Here is a 26,301-nt window from a genome sequence, read left to right as displayed (position 1 = left end):
AGTTACCCATTTTTATATTGTATATTTTTTATCAAAATAGTCATTTTTTTATTAGGTATCATCATGCACCTAAATCCATTAAATCGATCTCAAGCCAGTATTAATACTACATTTCTTTCTCATTCAATAGAAAGACCTCTTCTTCCAGAGGAAAATAACGGCTTTCAAGTAGAAGAGAGTCTTCTTCTTCAAGAAAAAATCCTTACGTCTATTCAAAGTGAAAAAATTCAATTGTTTTTTCAAAAATGTGGTTTTAATCATGATCCGAAACAAGATCAAAAACTTTGGATAGATTTTCTTTTTAAACACCTAATGGATGATTGCTCAAACATTCACTGGCACAGTTTAGATCACCACTTTTTACTCACTCTTCAAGATTCAAAAGGAATGAATATCTTTTTTGCAGCTATTAGAGAAGGAAATGAGGGGTGCGTACAAGCACTTACTCATGCGCTCAATCAAGATTTATTGATTTCTTTAAAAGATACGAGCCGAAGAACAGCTCTTCACATTGCAGCTATTTATGGACAAGATCATCTGATTGATGCTTTAACCAAAAATGGATTAACAAATTGCTACGATGAAGATTGTGAAAAACTTATTCCTCTTCATTGGGCAATTCATGAAGGACACCTAAAAACGACTGAAAAACTTTTAACAATGACCTCTTTAGGAAGACATTGGAGCCTTTCTCATACTTTTAAAGTCCCTATTTTGGCTCTTGCAATTGCCTCTGGCTATGAAGATATTCTGTCTTTGATTTTGAAAAGCAATCACTTTCAAGAGATCAATCTTCTTAATACAATTTTCCCATGGGGAACAGTGCTTCATTTTGCTATTCATTGTAATCAATCATTCATGCTAAAACATCTTCTTTGCGCCCAATATCAAAATACACAACTCCTGATGGAACTCAAAGATCCAGTAGAAAGAGTTCCTCTTCAACTAGCTGCCTTTCTAGGGGATCTTTTTGCTATTAATCTTTTAATAACAAAAGGAGCTTATCTTCATCAAGGAGAAGGAAGCCAAATAGGAACGGCACTTCATCTTGCAGTAGCAGGAGAGAAGCCAGAAGCTGTTTCTCTTCTTCTGACATTAGGAGCTGATTTTTCAAAAACAGATCATCTGGGAAGAACGGCGCTAGCTCTCATCAATGAAAAAACATCTCTCTCACCTGCTGTAAAAAGGTGTAAAAATATTCTTGAAAATTATCAAAAATTTAAAAGATTAGAAAAAATTAACCCCGCAAATTTTAAGGAAAGAGCGCCTTTTAATGTGATTTTTGAAGGAAAGTGTGATAGAAAAGACGTTTTTATCAAGGCGATTCAAGCACTAGAAGCAAAAAAAATTATCCCTGGAGTCAGAAGAGTTTCAGGATTAGGAATGGGAAGTGTGATTGCAACCCTTCTTTCAATAGGTTATCCAAGCTCAAAGCTCAAAGAGCTTCCCTTTGATTCTTTAACAACTTTTTTTGAGCATCATCAGACTGATCTTTCTAATGAGATGCTCAAACAACTTAAAACGCTCTACAGCCATGTAAAAAAGGGGAGTTCTTATACTGACATGGATTTAACTTCTAGCCTCTGTGATGAAGTAGTTTTAAAACAAAAGCTTGAAGAGTGGATCGATGACTACACTACAACTTCTCATCTAACTTTTGGAGAGCTCTCTCATAAAGTACATCTTAATAGTGAGTATAAACATCTTCATCTTTCTGTCTTTAGCTTGAAAATGTGTCAGGTTATATCTATTAATTCAGAAGATCTTCGATTTAAAGAATTTATTATTTCTGATGTGTTAGCTGCTTCTCTTACTTTACCCGGTATTTTTAAACCTAAGGTATTACGGTGTAAAAATCATCAAGGAACCTTTTATAATGATCAAATCTATGGGGAACTGATAGCTCCTTTTTTAGAAGACTCTCTTGTTGATCTTTTTGATGATCACTCTTATCAAGAAGATCCCTATTTTCAAGGAAAGCAAACTAATTACAGAACCTTAAGTCTTCAAATGCATGATGAGCTTGATGAATCACTACCTTCTCTAGAATCTCAAGACCTTCTTCATGACTTCCTGAAGATTTATACAACTTCTTCTAAAAAGCCTCTTGCGAGCTCTTTTTCTAGAGGAAGGGCCAAACTTTTTTCTTTTTCTAAAGCCTCTTTAGAAAATGAGGAAACCGTGACCGCGTCAATTCAACAGCAATTTAAAGAACTTTTTTTAACAGCAGAAGAAATTCCACTTAGAAAAACGGTGACTTTAACCAAGGGTTTACAAGAAAGCCTCATGCCTTGGAAATATGATTTATTTCTTAAAGCAGCTATTTCTCCTTTAAGAGTATCTCAAGAAAAAAGAACTCTATTTTTTTCAACTGCACCTCAACCTATTTTGTCATTTACAGGGAGATCTCAAGAGTTAAAAGCCATTGAAGAAGCTTTTAAAGTATCTTCAAAAGTCGCGATTGTAGGGCTAGGAGGAATCGGAAAAAGCACGCTTAGTATCAAATATGCAAGTACTCTTCAAGAATATGCATTCATTCATTTTATTAAAGCAAAGAGTAGAGATGCCATTATGCAAGGAGCGACCGAGCTTGCAGGATTACTGCATTTAGAAGGAAGCACCCAGCAAGAGCTGCTAACTCAATTAAAAATCAAGCTTCGGCAAATGACAAATCGCTATCTTTTAATCATTGATGGTCTAGATGATGAGAGTTATTTTAAAGAGATTAACGATTACATTCCAGCTACAGAGCAATCTAAAATTCTTATTACAACAAGACTTGGAAGTGATGCTCAGGCCAAAGGGTTTAGAATATTTCCTCTTAGTTCTTTTAGTCCAGAAGAAGCTATTCATTATGTATTAAATAGCTCCTTATCTTCTGATGAAAAAGAGAAAAAGGTTGCTGAGGCCCTTTGTAAAAGTGTTGGATATCTTCCTTTAGCTCTTTCACATATTACAAGATATCTTGAACAAAATAAAATTTCTCTTTGTAAGTACGATGAGCTGTTTCAAAAATATCAATTAAAAGTGCCCAAAAAAACAGAGTTGAACCTTCCCGATGAAGAAACCTCTATTTTGATCACATGGAATATCTCCATTGAAGCTATTAAAAAAATGGAGGAAGGAGATCTTGCTTTTCATCTGATTCAGCTCATCTCAATGTTAGGAGAAGCAGATATTCCGTTTGATCTATTAATGGTTTGGTTAAGAGAATTTTATCCTAAAAAAGATGAGAGGTGCTTGAAAGAGGCGATTAAACTTCTGAAAGACTACTCGTTTCTTGAAGAAAAAATGCGGAACAAAGATAACTCATCGTTTTACCAAGTGCACTCACTTGTACAAAAAGTTATTGCAAATCACCTGAGTACCTTAGAAAAAAAAGGGGTATTTCAAATAATAAGCGCTATTTTAAACCAATCCATAGGACTTCTTAGAGCTCCTTATCATGATAGAGGTTGGTCTTTAAATAATAAATTAAATCAAATCTACCAAATTCATGCGTTCAATCTATCTGCAATGGAGGAATTTGATCAAACATTTCAGGGGGAAAATAAGGCAAAATTTTTATGTAATTTAGCTTGGATTCATTTACAAAGATCTTTTAGCGATGAGGCGCTCATCTGTATCAATCAAGCGATTGAAATGGGCATCTCACTTGGAGACGAGTCTCTTATGATGGCAGAATTTTATCACCTTAAAGCTGTGATTTTATCAAGAATAGGTGAGTATAAAATACCCAGTCAATCTCAGCTGATCTTTACAGAAGGGGATATAATAAATCAAAAATCTCTTGAAATTAGAAAAAAATTTCTACAAGAAGAATCTCCTTATGTCCTAGAAAATTATGACTTATGCATAACCTTTCTGAAGAAATTAGAAAAGAAAGAAGAAGCAGTAAAACTTCTAAAAAAAGTTTTAGAGATAAAAAGACGAGTTTTAGGAGAAGATGCTGCATCAACAAGAAAAAGCTATGAGATATTAGTAAAACTTCTCTTAAAGCTTGAACAAAAAGAGCTACTTTTAGAAATTTCCCAAACCATTTTGGCCAGTAGGAAACAAAATAACACACTCAAATTTGATAATATGGCAACACTTCTCTACACATATATTGCAGGAGTTTTCTGGGATCTAAAAAGAAGAGAAGAGGCACTACAAATAACAAAAGAATTTTTAGATTTTAGAGAGCAACCTTATCAAAAAGAGCACCCTTATGGAAAAGAGTGTTATGCTGCTGAATTAGCTATTTTTCATGAACTCAAGGAAAGAGAAGATGCGGTAGAGATTCTTAAACAAGTAGAAGAGAAAGTAGGGAATAAACTTAGAGTCACTGGGGATTGGTTTTCTCTTCAATATGAGCTGAATTTAGAATCGCTTGAAGCTCTAGGAAAAAAAGAAGAAGCTCTAAATTTTGTTTTAGGCATTTTAGAGACAACAGAAAAAAGTCTAGGTGAGAATCATCAAGGCTTAAAATTTTTCGAAGAGACAGCTCTTCGCATTCTTTATGAGCTAGAAAAACAAGAGGAAATAGTAAAATTTGCTAAAAAGGTATTAGATAAGAGAGGGCGGGGCTTAACACCGTATTATGGCGATACTTGGAATTGGTATGCTATTGTGCTTATCTCTCTTCATGAACTAGGAAGAACAGAAGAAATTACAGCATTCCTAGAGGAGATATTAGAAAATCACAAAACTGTTGTTACAAAAGGGTATCAAGCAGAAGCCTTAAACGACTGTACAGCTGTTACAAATATTCTTATACAGTTTGAAAAACTGGAGGAAGCCTTAACCTTTATTCAAAAAGAATTGCTCAATCATCAAGAAAAAACAGAGGAAAATCTGAAATACATTTTTCGGCTTAATATTATTTTTAATAATTTAAAGCAGGGGATTCCTAACTTCTTGTCTTCGTGAAATATCCCTACACTTAAAGTATAAGGATCAAAAACATACCCTTAAAAAATGAAGGGAATAGGCAAAAAGGCTTTGTATAAAGGTAGCTTCTTATATTTTATCTTACACACTATGATGGCGGCACAAAAGATCTACCGTGATCTTATAGACCTTGTTTTATAATAAACTGTAGCCTTTATGCAAATTAAGAATCATAGTTTTCTTCTAAAACTTTTTCACCTTCTGTATGGGCACTAAGACAGCACATGATGTGTCACTCAATACATTCATAAGTATTCTACACATATCTAAAATACTATCTATCGGCAAAATAAGAGCCAGCTCTTCTGCAGGAAGGATCGTAGGGGATATTGCAACAGAGAATTTACTCCAAATATCTCTACAAAACCTACCCAAGCTAGCCATTTTTGTAGAATTTGTAGAATTAGATGGCATGAAACAGTTTTTTAATTTATGAAAATTAACAAAAAATAGGTGATATATAAGAAAAAAGTGATTATAGAGCTTGTAATAAGCGTGTTACATTATTATCAAGAGTGAGTCTTTGTTTAAAGAATACTCAAAACCTACCCAATTGACTAAATTAGAGAGATTTTGTAGAATTAGAAAATATGAAACAATTAAAATATTTTGAGAAACTATCGCTATTTTCTCATGTCCCTTTTTTTACAGCTGAAGATGCTAGCTATCAAAATGTTCCTAGACATGCTCTTTCTTATTTAGTCAAAAAAGGGGATTTAATAAGGGTTTATCCTGGAGCTTACCGTTTTTCTGAATATGAACTTAAAGTTGAATTTCAATGGGAAAACTTAGCACTTGTAGCAGCAAGTATTCCTAAAGGTATAATTTGTTTGGTCTCAGCTCTTTATTATTACGATTTAACGGATCAAAAAATGAAAGAGATTTGGATTGCCGTACCTCATGAATCACATGCTCCTAAAAGGCCTCATGCTAGAATTGTAAGAATGAGAAATATGACTCTAGGGAAAACTTCACTTATTTTAGGGGAGTATAAGGTGCAAATTTTTGATAGAGAGCGGTGCATTATTGATGCATTCCGTTACTTAAGTATTGAAATTGCACTCAAAGCGCTTCAGAGATATCTGAAGAGTGAAGATCAAAAACCTGATTTTAAAAAATTAGGGGATTATGCAAAAATGCTGCGTGTAGATATAACCCCTTATGTTTTGTCTTATACAACATGACATCTGATTTAGAAAAATCATTTAAAGCAAAACTGCGTTTTTTTGCACAAGAGACCCACCGTGATCCTGCAGATCTTTGGCAAATCATTACTTTAGAACGATTTCTCGTTCGTTTAGCTCAATCACCTTATCACAAGCAATTTATTTTAAAAGGTGGAGTTCTCCTCTCCAAATATATCTCTATCGGTAGAGAAACAACAGATCTCGATTTTCTTGCACAGAAAATTAACAATGAAAAATACTATCTTACGACTATTTTTGAAAATATTGCAAATATTGATCTTAATGATGGATTTTCTTTTAAAGGCATTCAAGTAAAAGAGCTTGCCCATCCTCATATGGAATATTCTGGAGCAAGAGCATCAATGATGGCTTATTTTGGGAAAACAAGATTTAAAGTAGTTGTAGATATCGGATTTGGAGACATCGTAGATCCTATTGAATATAAAGTTCCTCTTGCAACTTCTTCTAAGGGAGATCTTTTTGAAAAATACGTATGTTTAACTTGTTACCCCAAAGAATTTATTTTTGCTGAGAAACTAGAAACAATCATTTATCGAGGAGCTTTTAACAGCCGAATGAAAGATTTTCATGACCTTTATTCAATGATATCTTCATTTCTTTTTTTACCCTCTCCTCATCTTAAAACCATTGTTAATAGGGTATTTAAGCACCGAAAAACAAAATTTATTTTACCTCTATTTTACCGAGAAAGCGATCTAAATCGCATGCAATTCTTTTGGAATGACTATCTCACAGATGTACATCATGATCATCTAAAATACTTGCCTAAAGCTTTTAGTGAAATCATCCATGAGATTAATCAGTGGCTCCTTGTTAATTTAAAGTCTTAAAAAAAAATTAAGAATCATAGTTTTCTTCTAAAACCTTTTCACCTTCTGTATGAGCTACTAAGACAGCACATGAGGTATCACTAAACACATTCACAAGCGTTCTACACATATCTAAAATACGGTCCATCGGCAAAATAAGAGCTAGCCCTTCTGCAGGAAGGCCCATGGTATTTAACACAATTAAAATAGCCACTAAACCGCCTGAGGGAATCCCTGCAATCCCCATAGAGGTTAGAAGCGATAGGAAGACTACAATAGCTTGATGCGTAATGGTGAGATGGATCCCATAGAGCTGAGCAATAAAAAGGATAGCTGCACATTCATAAAGAGCTGAGCCTGCCATATTAACAGAGGTTCCAAGAGGAATAACAAAGCTACAAATTTTATTCGAAACACCGGCTCTTTTTTCAACACATTCCATGGTAATAGGAAGCGTTGCTGCAGAAGAACTTGTTGAAAAGGCCGTGATAAGAGCTGGAGCCATCGCTTTAAAGTGCTTAATGGGATCAATACCTGCCGCTTTAAGAAGAGCTGGTAAAATGAGAAGCATAAAGACTGATAGGCTAATTACCACGGTCATAAAGAAAGATAAAAGGGCAAAGAGTTTATCAGACGCTTGACCAGTCATTGCTTTAACCACTAAACAAAACACACCAATTGGCATAGCGCGCATAAAGAAATGGGTCATTTTCATTAAAGCGTTAAAAACGCCTTTTACGACATCAGAGACAGGCTGTGCCAAAGAGCGGTCAATTTGGGCTAAGGAAAATCCAAAAAAGAGGCTAAAGAAAATGATGCCTAGCATATTTCCAGAAGAGGCTGCTTCAAAGAGATTCGTCGGAATGATCTTTAGAAAGATTTGACCAATCACATCTGCATGAGATTGGGCCGCATTTAAGCTGAGTGTAGATTGAGATGAACTCAGACTTTCTACATAAGGGGCGTGAGAGAATTGTCTTCCAGGTTGAATCACATTAACAAAGAGAAGAGCTGTTAAAACAGCTAAGAGCGTAGTTACGGAGTAGAAGAAAAACGTTTTTGCTCCCAGGCGTTTAAATGATTGATCATGACTCATTTGGCTAATGCCGTAAATGATGCTAGAAGAAACAAGAGGGACAACAAGTAATGTCAGGCCATTAAGAAACAGCTGTCCTAAAAATCCAGAGAGCTGAATATAAGGTATGCCGATAAAAGTGGAATGAGGATTTGAGTAGAGGCCAATGATTGCAGCTGAGGCAATGGCTAAAACAATCCATACAAAGGATGAAGATTTTTTTATCATAAGCTAACAAGATTACCTTAAACTTTGTTTAGATTCAATGAAAAGCCTCTTATAAATCCCCTAAACCCTACATAATATACATTATCAGACGTTGAAAGGGGAAAACATGAGGATTAAGGGGTTTAATCTAGAAACCCCTATCCTTTCTACTCATCATGTTCTTTTATGCAAAGAAATAGAGCTTAAATCTCTGGATTTTTGATGAGCTCATCAAAAACTATTACACCTTATAGTTTGAATGAAAAAAAAGCGGATTTTTTAGGAATCGTGAAAAAAGGAAAATACAGTGATCCTACAGGCCCTTTCTCTAACACTAAACTCTGAACTTTATAGATTGTCTCATGATCAACTGAGCCTCTAAGCAAACGGCATGAAGAAAAAATGGCAAGGAGCGCTCCCAAATCGTGTGCTTTATTATGATCTAACGTTTTTAGATGAGTCTCTTTTTTAAAAATAAGTCGCTGTAGCTGGGTAATTTTATGGCTTTTCTTCTGATGCCGTTGATGAAGTTTTTGAATCTTTTGCTGCATTTTTTGATGAAGCTCTTGAACCCTATCTTCTTGGCATAATTTATTAAGTTCTATATCAAAAGGATGGGTTATATCTAAAATATCACCCATGTTGACATCTTTTGCAGACATCTCATCAATTTTAGTTTTTGTACGTGCCTCAATCGATGCAACGTGTTGTGAAAATTCACCGTCTAATTTTTCTTTCTTGATTTGCTTCATACTGAGACGCTCTTTTAAAGCATTCAGTTGATTTAAGATAAATTGGTGGTACCCAATAAATAGCATTAAATCCCCTACTAATCTCAAAACTTTTAGATCGTTACTTCTTGATTCAAAATAAAAGAGAGTTTCATGTCTTGGAGATTGCGCCTGATTCCAAGACCTAATAAAAATATTTTTTATCTGATCAATTTTCAAAAGCTCATTAAAAATTTCTATGGAATGATCAGATCCTTGAATTAAAAGATTAAAATAAGATGATCCATTTTTAGGCTCAAAATCTAAATAATAAGGTATTTTCTGAGCGACCTTCTGAAGCAAGTGTATTTTGGAATTTAAATGTAATTGAGGCGCATAAATGATGCATTTAAGGATTTCAAAAAATCCAATCGATTCAAATTCAGATAAAGGCCCTTTAGACTCAATTCTTTCAAAATGGGGATGCTGAGCAAGTTTTTCTAAAGCCATTAAATTGTCATAGGCAATTGAACGTAAGAATAAATATCCAATCCCCTCTTTTCCATTGATACTCATCCAGTGCTGTAAATGGTCCATGATAAATCCAAGCAGCATATTCGATTGTACAGCCGCATCAATAGAGCCGGATTGGTTTAAAAAATTATTATAAGCAAAAAAGGTCTCAATGAATTCATTAAACTTTCTTTTGTTTTCCTCAGCTATTTGAATATTTGCCACATTGAGATTAACAATGATAGAGGCTAAGACATCTAAATCAAAAAGCACCTGAGGGTATTGAAAACGCATGGACTGAATGACTTTAAAAAAAAGCCCTGAAACAAGTTCTTCTGAGCGAGATAAAACTTCTCTATAATTATAAATATGATGAGAAGTTTCAGTAACTCTCTCATCGATGAATAAACTCATAGCACTTCCGATTAATCCAATGTGGCCAACAGGATAAGAGTAAATAAGTTGCTTAACCCCTTCACTATTTTTAGCAAAAATACAAGATTGAATTTCTTTATATAGATTATTTTCATTCAAATATGAAGAATGCAATTTATTAATATCCATTTAAACAGACCTTTTTATTAAATCGATTTAAATATAATAAAACTCATTCATTTTATTAAATGGAAAAATAAAAATGATTGATTAATGATAATTAGTTACTGTTTTTTATTAATAAAAAGGTGGTTTTATGAATTTTACTTGAAATTGGAGGGTGCGTTGCATCCTATCTAAAACCGCTCATGCGAAAAATAAGGATGCTTTCCTAAAAATCCGCAGTTTTAGATGTCATGTAATACGCTCTATTTCAAATTGATTGATACTGGAATTAATTCTCTCTATTATGACTGTAATGCTCTCCGGTAGATTCAGTTCTTTGGCTATATCACCAAGACCTTGAAGATGAGCAGTCCAAAGCTGCTCAAGCGCCTTGTAGCCTGCTTTATCAAACTGGATAGATTTTAAAACTGTCCCTCGATTTTCAAACGTTTTCTGGATTTTTTTATGCAATTTTTTAGAGGGCGTTAACCTTTTATCATTCAGCATTAAAAATAGGTCATGAAAATCTTTCATTCGGCTATTTCTAGATCCCTTAGAAAGCACTGTCTCTAGTTTTTCTGCAAAAATTGTTTCCATAGGATAGACAGAAAGAGAAATGGATTCTTCGAAAAGAGGCTTTCCCCGGTATTCAAAAAATTTAAGCTCTTGGTTTTGAGGTTCTACGCTATCACCAACACCCACATCGACATGAATTTTATCTTTCATTTTGGCAAAAGAAGCTTTAAAAGTGATGCGGTAGCCAGGATACTCCATATGCGGCTGAGAAAGAAGTTCGATCTCTTCAAAGGAAAACATAAATCCATCCTCTGAGGGAATAGAGGCAATCTCTTCAAATACTTCTTGAAGTCCCCTTGCTTCACTATGCATACGGGTTAAAAGAAAATCAAGATCTACAGTTTCTCTTCCTATTTTCATCATATAAGATAGTAAAAATCCGCCCTTAAATATGAATTTATTCACATGAGAAGATCTTGCTAGTCTAGCTAAAAATCTCTCTAATAAAAGTTGCTTCCAACAGCTGTTAAAAGGGAGTTCTTTTTCTCTAGCAATCGTTTGAAGCCGGTCTTTAAGCGCTTGTTCTTGAATCATGTTGTGATACTCATGAGATAAGGTGAAATATCAAATTGAAGCTTTTTCGCATACTCTTCAAGTTTAATGAAGTTGATACGGTTTTTTCCACCTCTTACAGCTAATTTTAAAGCTTTAATCGCAATTTCTCTACTCAAAAGACGAAAGGCATCAACGATTGTACGTTCACGGTCAAAAATAGAAACACGGACTCCTTCCAGTTCAATATCTATTTTTCCTAAAGTGAGATCACGAAACCGAATAATCTTCATCTGACGGTTACTTCGAATAGAGGTTTTATGGCAAATCCCTATCCAATGTTGACGAGGAATCTCCTCAGTTAAATCGTAAATGGCAAGAGCTGAAATTAAGCAGATAACACCATCATTCACTGAATAAACAGCCTCTATCAAATCGGCCCAACGAAATGCTTTCTTATTGTGATAATGACTGGATTGATACACTCCCCTACGGATTCGTTTGAGCTTTCCGCTCTTTACATAATAGCTTAAAACAGCTGAGGGAACTCCGTAGGTCTTTGCTTCTTTTGAGGTAAAAGAAGGTTTGCTCAATAAAGGCTTTAGAATTTGTAAACAAGCTTGAGGTCTCATGAGATATTTTCCTTTCCATTAACTTAACAAAAACACCCATGTCAGTCAACTGGGTTTTACTATTAAGTTAAAAAGAAGGAGAATTTCCTCTTAAAATTCCCAGCCAGTTTTGAGACTTTAAGCTTTCATTGAGCAATGACATTGATATTCATTTTTTAATATATTTATTTTCGATTTTAATAGATAAATCATCATTTATTTAATCATTTTAAATTACTTGTTAATATTGATAATAACAATTAAATACATTTAAAATGTATTTTGGAGATTAAAAACATGAATTATTTTCATTTAAAAGCATCCGTATTTATTATATTAGCCATGCAGTTTACTGATACAAATCCCCTTCTCTCTTCAGAAGTTGATTCTGATGTAAAAGTAGAAAAGTCTATATTTTCGCATTATTCTCAGCGGCTTAAAGTTATCGAAGAAGAGTCTTTATCGGATTTCAGACACTTTGAGGTGATCTATGAAAAGCTTAAACCTTATTCAACCTACTTCAATTTAAGAGTAGCTGTTGATAAAGAGGAAAAAGCAGCAGATATTTCTATAGGACACACCTTTCCCATTTTTACAACTGGAGTGATTGCGCCTTTTGTAGGGCTCTCCTATGTGGATTTGGGTTATGATAGCGAGGAAGATGATTATGATGTTACCGCGTTTCCTATTATAGGATTTAAGTACGAGCGTCTACTTGCTTCAAACATACGAACAGGTTTTTACTTTAAGAAAGGATTAAGCCGTCAAGGATCTTTGGAAGAAGTGGGAATTCCATTCATTATTCCTATAACAATGGATAATAGAGTTGAATTAGAACTGCAGCCTTATTTTTCTACTATAAAAATACGGGAAGAGTATCAAGATTCAGCAGGTCTCAAAACATCAATCATGTACCGTTTTTAATGCAAATAAGGGGTAGATCATTAGGCTTTAAGCTCTACCCCCTTTTTCTCTTGATGCATTTATCCTCTATTTTGATTACTAGATTTTCTCCTTCTTTTTAGATTCCTTATTTTTTTATTAAAAACCGCATTTTTTTATGTTCTTAAAAATACTATTTTTTTCAAAAAAATAAGAAGAAAGAGCCTCTCAATTGCGGCTTCCTCATTTGATCATGGAAAGCGAAAAAAACTCAAACTCATCTCACCTAATCCCCTATTAATCAAGCCATTAAATCCCCTTTTTATTGGATTGATCATCAAGCTTTTGAGTCAAATTATTTACAGCATAAAGGAAATACATTTCTCTTTCTTGATATATAAGAAAATATTTAAAAAACTTTTTTTCATTGCTTTTAAATAAAAATAATAAAAGACTGTCATTAATTGATTAAGTTAGTTCTTTGTGATGAAAACTATTATAAAGGAGAAACTATGACAGTAGGATCCACAAGAGCCCAACTCCAGAGAGAGGCTTTACCAGATTTTTTGGAGTTTAATTTTGATCCGAAAGAAGGGTATCAAATCCATGGCCTGAACTTTTGGACATATTGTAGATGGGGCGGAAAAGATGACATGCTCAAAACATTTGCTTTTCCTACCTTTTTATATATGACAGCTACTGCTTCTTTAGGTGGAGCTATAGGATTTATCCATAGCGCTCTTACAAAAGATAAATTCAGCTTGAGTCAAGCAACTGAAGATGCTCTAAAATGGGTTGTCCCTTCTGCAATAGCAGGACTCGGTCTTGGATACTATAGATATGAGACCTACTCTCTTAAAAACCACGTTGTTATGAATCTAGCTGATAACTCTTCTGAAAAAGCGAAAACCATTCTTGAGGCGTTTTTAGAAAGCCATTTAAATAGTCATCAAGATCGTGAAGAGTTTAAGGATATATTCTGCCCGATATCCCTTCAAGTCATGGCCTATCCTGTTAAAACAAATTGCGATGCTAAAGGACATACATTTGAATACTATTCTGTATTAAAGCTTTTTGAAAATAAATCTCATGCTCCTTGCCCTTTATGTAGAAAACAAATCAAACTTGAAGACCTTACCCATAACCAAGAGCTCGAATTGAAAATCGGGAATATTGTAAAAACATTCTTCTTGAAATTGGAAATTCTTCTTCAATCACTCCCCAGAGATCTTGACGACATCTTGATTCCTGATTTTTCTGATAGTAGTATGACCTCCTATCTTTATGATAAAGCTCAACAAGGACAAGAGTTTCTTGAGGGAGATGCGATTTCTATTGTACAAAAGATTCATCAGCCAGATCAGCTCTCTAAAGAAGAACTCTTTGCCTTAAGTTACTTCTTCATTAATCAAATATTTCCCCTTAAGGAGAAAATTGATTCGATTCACAACATTGCTGGAAAGTTTTTAATGCAATTAAGAACAAAAGGAAGCATTAATCAAAGTGTATTTAATAGCCAAATGGTTAAATTAAGCAATTGGTATACCCATTTTGAAGTGATTCCTGAAGAGTGTAAAATCATTAATAAATTTTATATTATGGCTAAAGAGAAAAAAGACTCCCGCTAACTCCTTAGAGCTATAAAAATGAGTATAACCATGAACGATTAATGGAGATCATGTATGAGTACACATGCCTACCTTTAATAAAATATGTTTAAGTTCTTGAAAAGCACTTAAAAATGGGGATCATTATGCATCTGATAGAATCATTTACTCTTTTGAGTACTCTTACTTAAATCCCTGCATGATGCCCTATTCTTCATCTAGCTTAAAAGAGGATAGCTCTTCTGGAATTAAAAATTTTTGAGCTGTCATTCCACCTACAAAATAGCTATTAAGCGCTGCCTCATGCTTTCGGTGTAGTAAACTTGCATCATCATAAGCTTTAGGTCCATAAACAATGATGGCCATTTCGTCTTTATAATCTTCATGCAATTTTTCTTGCTTTTTCAGCAGCCGGGCAAGGTATTTTTTTTCAGCAACTAAACCACGCATTTTCTTGCTTTTTTTGCAAAATTGGCAGACCAATTCGATTAAAGATTCTCTAAGCTCTAAGAGATAAGTTTCAAGTTTTGGCTGAATGAGATTCATTAAAAATTGCTCGTGCGGGTTGTCGTGATAGAATTTTAGAAAAGAAGATGGGTTTTGATGACTAGCAAACGTTTGCAAATGCAAATAATTATCACGTAATGCATGAATATCATTTGTTATTTTTTGTAAGGCGCGCCTTTTTAACTTAACCCTTAATGCAAGTTTTCTCCATGCATCTTTACAATTTTTTTTATCATCAAGTTTCAGTAAGGAGTTCATATCAAAAGTTTCAATCATATTTTGATAGATGACTTGCACTTTTGGAATAGAAACTATTTTTTTAAAAATATCAAAATCAAAGGAAAGAGTGTCTTCTATAAGATTTTCGTAGCTATAGAAGGGGTTATCTATAAATTGGGAATCTGGAGTCATTTTGTTAAGGAGCTTATCAGGAAAATAGGCATAATCTAGCTCAGCTGGTGAACTGGCTTCAAATGCATATCCAATTAATTCTTGTAAAAGCTCAAAAAAACCGTAAGAATTCACACTTCCATCTGGATTGAGATGACTTGTAATTCTTGAGAGATCAGGATGATCCATGAGCTTAGGAATGACGGTAAAGTTATTATGAGATAGTGCATAAAAAAGTAAATGCCCCAGCCCATACAGTTGATTCAGTTTAATCCAAGAAGGGTGTTTTGAAAAAATTGTGACAATCAAATCGTTATATTTATTTGTATATTTCTCTAATTGGGAAGAGTGTTTTTTTAACCCTTCTAAAAAAAGCAATGCTTCTTGATATGAAGAAAAATGCATATCTTTGTTAACGACAATATAAGGACTAACCGTGTGCAATAATTTTTCGATTTGATGATTTTTATTTTCATCTAAAGTTAACCCTTTCAATGCGCTTATCTTCTTAAACAGATGAGAAAGCTTATGCACCTGTTTCATCAATTGCATATGAAATACACCGAGTGTATTTTTATCTTCTTCATCTAGTGTTATTTCATGAAAATTAAAATGATCAATCACTGTAATGACATATTCTACATAAAGAGGTAAGGCGTATGGTTTTTGGTTAGCTTGTGTAACAGCTGTCATAAATAGACGCTTTACACTCATGGCGCATGCATTGATTGTGGCTCTATATTGTTGAATAAAAGAACAGGCCAAAGAGCCTTCTTGCTCCATTAAGGCGCAAATACCCTCTCCCAAAAGAGGAGATGTTTCAGCAAGGGATGAGCTAAGAATTTGCTCAATCTCTTGACTGCTTTTTTTTGTAATCGCTTGTTGTAGCGATGTATTTAATACGCTTAAAGAGGAAAAAGGGAACTGTTGAATACTGCTCATCATTATAACGCTCTTGTTTTTATTTTTTTGTAATAAAGCTATTATCTTAACATTAAATAAATATAAAACGAAACAGCATTAATTTTATTAATTAAAAATATCGAAACTCATTAATTAATGATCGAATAACATTAATTAACTCCAGTTTCGGATTAACAAAAAAAATATTTCAATTAAATCATGATCATTATCCTCTTTTTTCATCTCTTCAAGTCACAAACTTTTAAGGACGATTATAAGGAAAAATATCTACAGGATGGTTTTTGGGATTACAGCTTCATGTGATGGTTAACCATAAGGGATAAATTATCGTATAGAGCGTAAATCTGGATAATATCAGTCTCTTAGGTACAATTGAAAATACTTGTTTATTTCCAGCTACATGCTAAAATGATGCTATGATTTTTTACCTTAACCATTGGGGTGACCCATGACAATTAGGGCTGGGCTATCTTTTGAAAAAAGTAATTACTCTTCCCAAGAATCTCAATTACATTCTCCTTCTTTAGACCGTACACAACAAATTCATGAACAGGGAATCAAAAGCATTGCCTTATTAACGTCCAACTCTAGTGTGAAAACTCAAAGCCTCTCTTCTCCTCACATCACGGTTCATGAACCGTTTGCTCTAGATCATTTGATGCTACAACCGCATTTAAAATTAGAAGAGATTTATGCAATCTCTAAAACAACATGGATTCAATGGATTAAGGATCATCCTACTCAAGAGATGTTATATTGCCATCTGGCAAGAAGACTTGAACTTGAAGAGACTGCTCAACTTGACCAAGATCAACTTCTTTCAGCAAAATCCCTCTTTTTAAAGGCGCTAGAGTTAGCACCTCACAATCCCCATATTTATTTTTATTTTGCCGATAAAATGCATCATCTTTATTTACATCACCATCTCGAGATGTCTAAAAAAAGAGAAAATCTCTCTCAATCCACGGATATTTTTAATGGGAGTGATTATGAGAATGCTAAAGAACTTTATAAAAAAGCTCTCTTTTACAATCCACTCTATTTTGCTGCTTTGATTGGGCTAGCCGATTTATTACAGGAAAAAGATACCGTGCAACTTGAGGATCAGACAGATTTAACCTCTACCCATTTATGCTTACAGGTAATTCATCAAGATCCTCTATATGGAGATAGCTACCGCTGTTTGGCAGATCTTTCTCAAAAACATCCTGCATGTTTACAATTTTTGGGATTAACAATCAAAGAACTTTATTTAAAAGCGCTTCATCTAAATCCTGATCATCCTAGGGGGTATATTAGCCTTTACCAAGCTTGGGATCTCATTCAACACTCTCAAGATAAGAAAAAAATATTTATTATTATTAATCAAAAAAAATTTAGAAAAGAAACCCTTCTTGTTAAAGCCGTTTCCTTATCTTGTCATGATCCTTACTTGAAGCGTATGTATCAGACTCACTCCCTTATAACAGATCCTTGCTTTCCTGCTTTTTTAAAGAAAATAGACTATTTTCCTTTTCCTTCTCGCGCTAAGTTAGATATCTATTATTTTTTTCTTCATCAGCTACTCATGAGGCCTCTACACATTCCCCTTCTTGCGGAAAACCTAATGAATTTGATTGCAAAAGAAAGAGGCCCTCAAAAACCTGTGTTAAATGAGGAGGTGGTATTTAGGCAAAGTATAGCTTTATATGAACAGATACAATCGTTCATGGCTGTTTCTAAGGATCTTTCACCTGCTGAATCTTTAAACGGGGCAATTGAACATCTATTACATCATCAAGAACGCACCCTTTATGTAGCACAGCTCCTAGCTGAATCTATCGCTAGTCCATTAAATTTTCATGTCATTCTATCTCTTTTTACCCGGGCTATGTGTGAAAATCCTTACAATGGACAAGCTTATGCATCGTGTATCAATTTTATTCGATTATGCCCCTTTTTGAATGCTTCCCCATCTCCTACTTTTGTGGATGAATTCAGATCATTTTATTTAAAGGGCATTCATAATGATTCCCCACCTGATTTTATGGATAAATTCAAATCATTTTATTTAATGAGCATTCATATAGATCCACTCAATTTTGATGCTTATCATGGACTTTACACGCTCGATCTGCCCTATCCTATCACTTTAATGAATCAACAGGTGCTATCTCATGAAGCTCTTGTGATCAAAATCATTGCCTCTTCCTGTCATCTCAATCGGTTTTTTTTAAATCCCATCAAGCCGTTAAATATGCTATCTTTACTGAATGCATTTCACGAAGAACATCAGATCCATCCTCTAAATTCCTATCAAATCACTACTATTTATCAATTTCTTTTTCAAAATGAGTTTAAAAATAATTTATATTGGAAATATGAGTTATTTGAGTACGATGAGAGAGATGATGACCTATTTTTTAACTCTGAACAAGCAATCGATAATATCAACAAATTAATCTCTCTGTTAAAACCTCTTTATCAACAACTAAAGGGTAAAGAATTTTCCTCACACACTCTTGAAACTCTAGACTATCCTGATCTTCGTATGATTCATCCTGAAAGCTCTTTGGACGAGCTGTTTTTGATTTCATGGGAAACATGGATGCATACTTTGGAAAAAAATCCATTACATTCCTATTTCTACTGTAATCTCGCAAGGATCTGTAGTGAAGCGATCAAAGAGAATAGGCAACCTTTGGATTTAGTTTATAAAATTCTTCAAAAACATGCAGAGATGTGTACTCCCTCTTATCTTAAAAATAGTAAGAATTCTCTTTTTTCTAGCGATAACCCAAAATTCGTTCAACTGTTTATATTTAATCTCTACTTTAGATCTTTAAAACTAGATCCTCTTAATTTTTATGCCTACCGCCATTTCATTGATTCATTATTAATCAACGATTCCGTTAATTTGATTCCAATTTTTTATTCCATCGCCTTTCATATTGCGCCTGAAAATGTTATTAACATCTTGAATTTAATGAGATTGCCAAGAAATCAAATAGATCAAAATTCATTTCTATCTGAACAACATCTTTTTCATCAAGCGTTAGCCTTAGATCTCTATCATCAACTAACTAACCACATCACGCCTTATCTTGCCGTTAAGATAGAAAAAGCCATTGTAAATCATACTCCTCTTTATCTAGAACTTCTTCATCAGCACCGCATCAACCATCCGTACGTACTATACCAAGAAATTCAGAACACAATTTTTGATCTCGTTAAAAAAATTGCATCTTGTTTTCCTCAACAGATTCTCTATTTTAGTCTTTCACATGAAACATACCCTTATCTTCAATATGATAGTGCTCAGGCTCAGTTTAGCCTTGGCTATTATGAGCTAGATAGCTTATTAGGAGTTTTTTCACTCATTACAAATAACTTAGTCCCTTTAAATTTAAGAAATATTACAGAGTTTTTGCAGGGGACAGAAAGTCCAATATCCAAGATTCCTCTAGCTATCGAACTGATTAAAAGAGGAATTCTTCCACGCCATTTAAAAGTGAAACTATTTGATCTTATCATCCAAGTTTGCCAATCGATAAAACCAGGGATGTGCTGCTCCGTTGGAGAATTTTACACCCAAATTTATAGAAGAAGTTTTTTTCAATTAAGGCCTGGGGAAGAAATAGGCAATTATCAATATATACGTAGCTTTTATAATTTTATCCCTAAAAATTTTTCTAAAAATAAAAATAGTTATGTTGCAAATGACTATTTTTGCAGAAATTCTAGCGATTACATTTTTTGGGGTACTAGTGAGATACGTCTAAAACTCAATCAACATCAAGAATTATTCACTATGAATCTAGATGAAGGCGATATAGAACATCTTTATCTCAAGCTGGCAGCTGTATTAAACCCAGAAGAATCACTCTATATCATTCGTCAAGGAGAGGAAATTGTCCCTTCTATTTGCCATATAGATTCTGCCCATCCTTTTTTACCTCGTGTAAAAGCTCTTAGCAAACAAGATTTATATCTTGAAGCTCTCTTCTTAAATCCCTACAACAAAGAGCCGTTTATCGGATTAGAATCACTTCCTGAAAGCTGTTATCACTTTCAGACTGATCGCTTTCTTTCTGATGATCAAATTTACCATCAATTCTTTAAAATACTCCCAGAAGCCTTTAATCCAAGGTTGAAACATTACCCAGACCTTAATCGCTTGCTTTCAAATGATTATGTATGGCAAGGAATACAAACCGCTGGAAGATTAGATCAAATCATGCATTATACTTTTACCTCTTTAAAAGATCTTTATATTTATCTCATTGACTCTGAGTTGAACTCTCCCTACCCCTATGCTTTCCTAGGTAACCGATTGAAAGATGGGGAAACTGTTCAATTCATTCGTGCAGGATCTCTTTCAAAGAAACAGTTGTATCAAAGAGCTGTTCAATTAGAAATTGATGATCCATCTATTTACTACCGCCTAGCGTCTAGGTTATCTTCCAAACAAGGTGTTGCTCTTTTTGACGGTAAAACTCTTTTATCAAAAGCCGATCTTTTCATGGCTGCTTTTCTTTTGGATCCAACATCTTCATTTTATCTAAAAGAATGGATTGGGTATTTAAAATATCACCAGCCTAAACTTCTCCCCCCTTAAATACAGCTTATTTTACTGAAGACTTTTATTGATTCAATTCATTCATTAAGCCATAATCTCACCTGTTTGCAAAAAAAAAATGCGTATTTGTTGTTGTTTATCCCCCCTTTTTTAAGGGCTTCAATTGTTAGAGCGTAAAACATGGAAATTATTTTAAAGAAAGTGAATGTCCACAACCTTAAATCGGTTGATCTCACCCTTAAACCGTTTGAACTCATTGTTTTTACAGGAGTTTCTGGATCGGGAAAATCGTCTCTTGCCTTTGATACCATATATACAGAAGGACAACGGAGATACATTGAATCTTTATCTGCTTACGCAAGGCGGCATTTAGGAGACTTTCCTAAACCCGATGCTGAAAAAATTGAAGGGATCTCTCCAACCATTGCTGTAGAGCAAAAAACCTCAGGGAGAACTCCCCGTTCAACTGTGGCCACCATGACAGGCATTTATGATTTTCTAAGAGTGTTATTTGCAAGAACAGCTACACCTTATTGTCCAGTGAGCGGTGAGGCAGTCTCTTCTCAAAGTTTATCTCAAATTATTGACGCCTTATTGCAGTTCCCTGATGGATCAAAACTCATTATTTTAGCTCCTTTTTCCAAAGGAAAAAAAGCAGAATTTAAAGAAGAGTTTTTAGATCTTCAACGGAAAGGGTTTACCCGGGTTCGTATTGATGGAAAAATCACGGAACTCACCGATCAACTCTCTTTAGATAAACACAAAAGCCACGATATCGATCTTGTCGTTGATCGCATTGAGCTTCCTAATACAGACCGTCTTAAAGAGGCCGTATCTCAAGCAATGGATCTTGGAAATGGACTTGTCACGGTCCTTCACCATGAAACAGGTCAAGAAATCTTTTTTTCCAAATACGCCTATGCAAAAAAATCTAATCTTTCTTACCCTCCCCTTGAGCCTCACGATTTTTCGTTTAACCATCCGTTAGGAATGTGCCCTACTTGCCAAGGATTAGGGAGTTGCAAAACATTTATTTTAGATAAAATCATTGATCCTCAGCTCTCTATTGCTCAAGGATGCTGCTCCATTGCCCCTTCATTTGAAACAGTCCGCTTTAGTAATATCTATGAAAACCTGGCTGTGATGTATAAATTTGATCTCAATACGCCTTGGAAATCTCTCTCTGAAAAAGCAAAAGATATCTTCTTATATGGAACACAAGACAAGTGGCTCCGCATGCTGTTTTCCCATCCGCAAAAGTCCTCGCGTTGGATTGAGTATGTGCAGTGGAGAGGAGTGATTCATGAAGCGTTTGATCGGTATACAGCAGCTAAAAGCGAAGGATACCGGCAAAAAATGGAGCTTCTCATGGATGAGGCACTATGCCCATCTTGTAAAGGAAGCCGGATTAAACCTTATCCGTCTGTTGCTAAAGTGGGAGGAAAAACGCTTTCTGAGGTGACAGCGCTTTCGATTGCAGAAGCTGTCACCTTCTTTCAAGCTGTTCCAAAAACTCTTATTTCAGAAGAAGTGCTTAAAGAAATTGAAAGAAGACTTACCTTTTTACAAGGTGTTGGACTCCACTATCTCACCTTAGACCGTATATCCCCTACACTATCTGGAGGAGAGGCTCAGCGTGTTCGTCTTGCCTCGCAAATTGGATCAGGACTTGTCAATACAACCTATGTTCTAGATGAGCCCTCAATTGGTCTTCACCCGATCGATAATCACCGCCTTCTCACCTCTTTACGGGCTTTACGGGATCAAGGCAATACAGTGATTGTGGTAGAACACGATGCAGAAACTGTCTTTGCAGCAGATACGGTTGTCGATATTGGCCCTTTTGCAGGAAGTCAGGGCGGAAATGTCGTTTATGCAGGAGATGTAAAAGGGCTCCTTGAGTGTAAAGAGTCTCTTACAGCTGACTACTTAACAGGAAGAAGAGGTATTCCTATCCCCAAAAAACGGAGGAAAAAAACAGAAGAGGCGCTATTTATTCAAAAGGCTTCTCACCACAATTTAAAAAACGTAGATGTTAAAATTCCTCTTGGCCTTTTTGTGTCTATTACCGGGGTTTCAGGATCGGGTAAATCATCTTTAATTTCTGATATTTTATGTCCTGCTCTTTCTAACCAATTGCATAGTGCTAAGCTCCCTGTTGGAGCTCACAAAGCTATTCAAGGGATTGAAAAGGTAGATAAAATCATAGGCATTGATCAAACCCCAATTGGAAAAACACCCAGATCCAATCCAGCCACATATGTGAAGCTATTTGATGAGATTAGAGATCTCTTTAGCCAGCTTCCTGAGAGTCTTTCTCTTGGATATAAACCCGGAAGGTTCAGTTTTAACGTGAAGGAAGGGTCGTGTCCTCATTGCACAGGTATGGGCATGGTGAAAATTGACATGGACTTCTTAGAAGACGCGTGGACAACGTGTATTCACTGTGAAGGTAAACGGTTTGATGAAAAAACATTAGCTGTCACCTTTAAGGGAAAAAATATTCACGATGTTTTAGAAATGACCATAGAAGAGGCGTCTGTATTCTTTGACTCTATCCCCTCTATTAAAGTTAAACTCCAAACACTTATGCAAGTGGGGCTTAACTACCTGAAAGTGGGGCAGCCGTCTCCTACTTTATCAGGCGGAGAAGCGCAAAGAATTAAACTTGCCAAAGAACTCTCTAGAGCCTCAACAGGAAAAACGATTTATGTGTTAGATGAACCCACAACAGGTCTTCACTTTTATGACATTGAAAAGCTAGTTGAAATTTTACAATCGCTTGTTGATAAAGGAAATACCGTCATTGTGATTGAACACAATATGGATTTGATTAAGGCAACCGATTGGATCATTGAAATGGGGCCAGAAGGAGGAGCTTTAGGAGGGTATCTAGTTGCTGAAGGGACGCCTGAGCAGATCATGAAAAAAGAGACTGCGACAGCAGAGGCGCTTCGGCAAACCTTTACACTCACTCCCAAAGTAGAGACGCCTGTTAAAGCTGTTGAGCATATCGTTGTTGAAGGAGCGTCTCAAAATAACTTAAAATCGGTCTCTGCTTTAATCCCCAGAGGAAAAATCACGGTCTGTACAGGCCCTTCAGGTTCAGGAAAAAGCTCTTTTGCCTTTGAGACAGTCTATGCAGAAGGGCAAAGACGGTATGTTGAATCGATGCCTCCCTTTTCTAGACAATTCATTCAGCAGATGTCAAAACCTAAAGTAGACCGCATTGATGGACTATCTCCTGCCATTGCTATTGAACAAAAAAGCCATGCAGGAAATCCCCGTAGTACCGTGGGAACGATGACAGAGGCTTATGATTTTTTAAGGATTCTTTTTGCTTATCTAGGGACAGCCTATTCCCCAACAACGGGAGTGAAACTAGAAGCTATTACCATTCGATTTGTTGTGAATAAATTACTAGAGCTTCCCCTTCAAAGTAAGCTCTACATCTTATCCCCTGTTAAGCTTAAACCGCTAGAGCCGTTTAAAGAACTCTTATCTAAGCTTCAATCTAGTGGATACTTACGCATTCGGCTAAATGGCTCCTATTATGAACTGGATCAAGAGATCCCCTTTGATAATTCAAGAAAAAACGAACTCTATCTTGTGATTGATAGGTGCGTTTTATCCAAAGATTCTGAATCTAGGCTCTTAGAAGCGATTGAACACGCCGTGCATTTTTCCAAAGGCATTATCACCGTTGATACAGGATCTCAAGATCTCTTCTTTAACCTTGCGTTTTCAGATCCCACAACAGGAGAATCTTACCCTTCGATCACACCGCACACATTTTCCTTTAATACAGAAAGCGGAATGTGCCCAGATTGTCTAGGAATTGGGTTTCAATTTGGGATTGATCTCTGGGGACAAAAAGAGCTCTTAGCGCTCTCTCCTTTAGAGCTTTGTGAGCTTTTATGGAAAGGGTTAGCCTCTAGAGCAGCTTTTAATCTTGTTAAAGAGATGTTACGTGACTTTGGCATTGATCCTAAGCTTCCTCTTAAAAAGCAGCCCCCTTCTCACCTTCAGCTTCTTTTCTATGGCCCTATGCACTACGGGGATATGCATTGGCAAGGGCTCAGTCACGTTCTTGGAAAAGCGGCCAAGTTAAGATCTGACTATAGAGACGCTTTTGCCTCTCTTCTCACTCAAAGTACCTGTTTAAGCTGTGAAGGAAGTAGGCTTCATCCTCTAGCTCGCCATGTTAAAATTGGAGAGATCACTCTTGCAGGATTTTGTAAACTCCCCGTCTCTAAGGCGTTAGAAGAACTGAGGTCTTGGACCATTCCTCCTTACCTTAAAGAAACGTTTTCCCAGTTAGAAAGCAGGCTCTCCTTTTTAGCCTCCATTGGGCTTGGCTACTTATCCCTTGAAAGAAGCGCTCCTACGTTATCTGGAGGAGAGACACAAAGAATCCGGCTTTCAAGACAGCTAGGAAGCGGTCTGACAGGGTGTCTTTACGTCCTTGATGAGCCAACGATTGGTCTTCACCCCAAAGATAACATTAAGCTTAATGAGGCGCTTTTAACGCTTAAAAACATGGGAAATACTCTTCTTTTGGTGGAACACGACCCTTTAACCCTCAAAGTTGCCGATTATATCTTAGATTTTGGACCTAAAGCTGGAAATGAAGGAGGGGCGATTATCGCAAGAGGAACTCTTGATGAGATCTTAGCTAATGAAGAGTCTTTAACAGGAAATTACCTCAGTGGAAGGCTTCAAGTGATAACTCCCACAAAACGGAGAAAAGCGTCTTCGTATTTCCCCCTTCCAGATTGCCAGGTGCACAATTTGAAAAACTTTACGGTGAATATTCCCGTGGGAATCATCACCTCTTTAACAGGTGTTTCAGGAAGCGGAAAATCCAGCTTACTGCATCAAATCTTAAAGCCTGCTGTAGAAAGAAATATTAAAGAGACCCCTTGGAATCAACTGATTGTTCTAGATCAAAATCCTCTAGGACAAACCAGCCGCTCAGATGTCTCGACCTATTCAGATCTTTTAACCCCCTTAAGATATCTATTTGCGTCGCTTCCTGAGGCAATCATCAAAGGGCTTGAACCTAAATGCTTTAGCTTTAATCACCCGAGAGGGATGTGTTCTACCTGTAAAGGGCATGGAACAAGACTCATCCAGCTCCAATTTCTCCCTGCTGTAAAAGTTGAGTGTGAAGCGTGTCATGGACTTCGTCTAAATCCCCTCTCGTTAACCGTTGAGTACAAAGGAAAAAATCTCGGTCAAATCTTTAAAATGACTGTACTAGAAGCTAGACCCTTCTTTGATGCATTCCCTAAAATTGTGAAAATTTTAGATACGCTTCTTGCCGTAGGGCTGGGGTATTTACAGCTAGGACAAGAGGTTGCAACACTATCAGGCGGAGAGGCGCAGCGGTTAAGGCTCTCTAAAGAGCTTTCCCGTAAAGCTGCTGGAAAAACGCTCTATCTTCTTGATGAACCAACGATTGGTCTTCATAGTGATGATATTAATAAGCTCTTAAAAATCTTTCATCAGCTTGCAGATCAAGGCAACACCCTTGTTATTATTGAGCATAATATTGAAATGATCCGCAATAGTGACTACATCTTTGACTTAGGACCTGAAGCTGGAGAAAAGGGAGGGTATCTCATTGCAGAAGGAACACCAGAAGAGGTGAAAGAAAATCCTCATTCTGTAACAGGGATGTATTTGTAAAGATAGAAATCTATTTTATGAGCTTAAGATGAGGAGGTCTTTTGACCTCCTTCGCTGTACTAGACCAAC

Annotated in this window: 12 protein-coding genes; 7 read left to right on the top strand and 5 right to left on the bottom strand. The window is 35.7% G+C overall.

The annotated features are described in order from the left end of the window. Positions 1-63: 63 nt before the first annotated feature. The 3 genes from ACI7T6_RS02950 (at position 64) to ACI7T6_RS02940 (ending at position 6,970) form a co-directional block, all read left to right on the top strand. A complete protein-coding gene (locus ACI7T6_RS02950; RefSeq protein WP_404666101.1) occupies positions 64-4,911 on the top strand; it encodes an ankyrin repeat domain-containing protein in 4,848 nt (1,615 codons plus the stop codon). Between the two features lie 611 nt (positions 4,912-5,522). After that, positions 5,523-6,116 (top strand): type IV toxin-antitoxin system AbiEi family antitoxin domain-containing protein, encoded by a 594-nt coding sequence (locus ACI7T6_RS02945; RefSeq protein WP_404666100.1) that lies wholly within the window; start codon positions 5,523-5,525, stop codon positions 6,114-6,116. Beyond that, the gene (locus tag ACI7T6_RS02940; protein ID WP_404666099.1) at positions 6,113-6,970 is read left to right on the top strand and encodes a nucleotidyl transferase AbiEii/AbiGii toxin family protein; all 858 of its coding nucleotides are present in this window, start codon (positions 6,113-6,115) and stop codon (positions 6,968-6,970) included. Before ACI7T6_RS02945 ends, ACI7T6_RS02940 begins: the two co-directional genes overlap by 4 nt. A gap of 7 nt (positions 6,971-6,977) precedes the next feature. Here ACI7T6_RS02940 and ACI7T6_RS02935 read toward each other — a convergent pair whose 3' ends face one another. The 4 genes from ACI7T6_RS02935 to ACI7T6_RS02920 form a co-directional block, all read right to left on the bottom strand. Continuing rightward, complete coding sequence (locus ACI7T6_RS02935) at positions 6,978-8,252, bottom strand: dicarboxylate/amino acid:cation symporter (protein WP_404666098.1); 1,275 nt, start codon at positions 8,250-8,252, stop codon at positions 6,978-6,980. Positions 8,253-8,479: 227 nt separating this feature from the next. Then, positions 8,480-10,018 (bottom strand): hypothetical protein, encoded by a 1,539-nt coding sequence (locus ACI7T6_RS02930; protein WP_404666097.1) that lies wholly within the window; start codon positions 10,016-10,018, stop codon positions 8,480-8,482. Between the two features lie 225 nt (positions 10,019-10,243). Then, on the bottom strand, positions 10,244-11,104 hold the full coding sequence (locus ACI7T6_RS02925) for a nucleotidyl transferase AbiEii/AbiGii toxin family protein (RefSeq protein ID WP_404666096.1): 861 nt from the start codon (positions 11,102-11,104) through the stop codon (positions 10,244-10,246). Beyond that, positions 11,101-11,694: a type IV toxin-antitoxin system AbiEi family antitoxin domain-containing protein gene (locus ACI7T6_RS02920; RefSeq protein WP_404666095.1), complete on the bottom strand. Its 594-nt coding sequence runs from the start codon at positions 11,692-11,694 to the stop codon at positions 11,101-11,103. Before ACI7T6_RS02920 ends, ACI7T6_RS02925 begins: the two co-directional genes overlap by 4 nt. Before the next feature lie 276 nt (positions 11,695-11,970). On the opposite strand from ACI7T6_RS02920, the gene ACI7T6_RS02915 reads away from it, so the two are divergent. After that, positions 11,971-12,597, top strand: coding sequence for a hypothetical protein (locus ACI7T6_RS02915; RefSeq protein ID WP_404666094.1), 627 nt, complete (start codon positions 11,971-11,973; stop codon positions 12,595-12,597). 470 nt (positions 12,598-13,067) lie between these two features. After that, a complete protein-coding gene (locus ACI7T6_RS02910) occupies positions 13,068-14,183 on the top strand; it encodes an NSE2 family E3 SUMO-protein ligase (RefSeq protein ID WP_404666093.1) in 1,116 nt (371 codons plus the stop codon). A 186-nt stretch (positions 14,184-14,369) separates the two neighbouring features. Here the strand turns inward: ACI7T6_RS02910 and ACI7T6_RS02905 are convergent, their stop codons facing one another. Beyond that, on the bottom strand, positions 14,370-16,001 hold the full coding sequence (locus tag ACI7T6_RS02905) for a hypothetical protein (RefSeq protein WP_404666092.1): 1,632 nt from the start codon (positions 15,999-16,001) through the stop codon (positions 14,370-14,372). A 430-nt stretch (positions 16,002-16,431) separates the two neighbouring features. Between ACI7T6_RS02905 and ACI7T6_RS02900 the strand changes: the two genes are divergently transcribed. Together ACI7T6_RS02900 and uvrA are read left to right on the top strand one after the other, a co-directional pair. After that, positions 16,432-20,580 (top strand): hypothetical protein, encoded by a 4,149-nt coding sequence (locus ACI7T6_RS02900; RefSeq protein ID WP_404666091.1) that lies wholly within the window; start codon positions 16,432-16,434, stop codon positions 20,578-20,580. A 141-nt stretch (positions 20,581-20,721) separates the two neighbouring features. Then, positions 20,722-26,232, top strand: coding sequence for an excinuclease ABC subunit UvrA (gene uvrA / locus ACI7T6_RS02895; RefSeq protein WP_404666090.1), 5,511 nt, complete (start codon positions 20,722-20,724; stop codon positions 26,230-26,232). Positions 26,233-26,301 lie beyond the last annotated feature (69 nt).

Source organism: Rhabdochlamydiaceae symbiont of Dictyostelium giganteum, assembly GCF_964291045.1.
Taxonomy (GTDB): domain Bacteria; phylum Chlamydiota; class Chlamydiia; order Chlamydiales; family Rhabdochlamydiaceae; genus PALSA-1444.
Note: the sequence above shows the minus strand (reverse complement) of the source record. Positions and strands in the feature narration are given on the sequence as shown.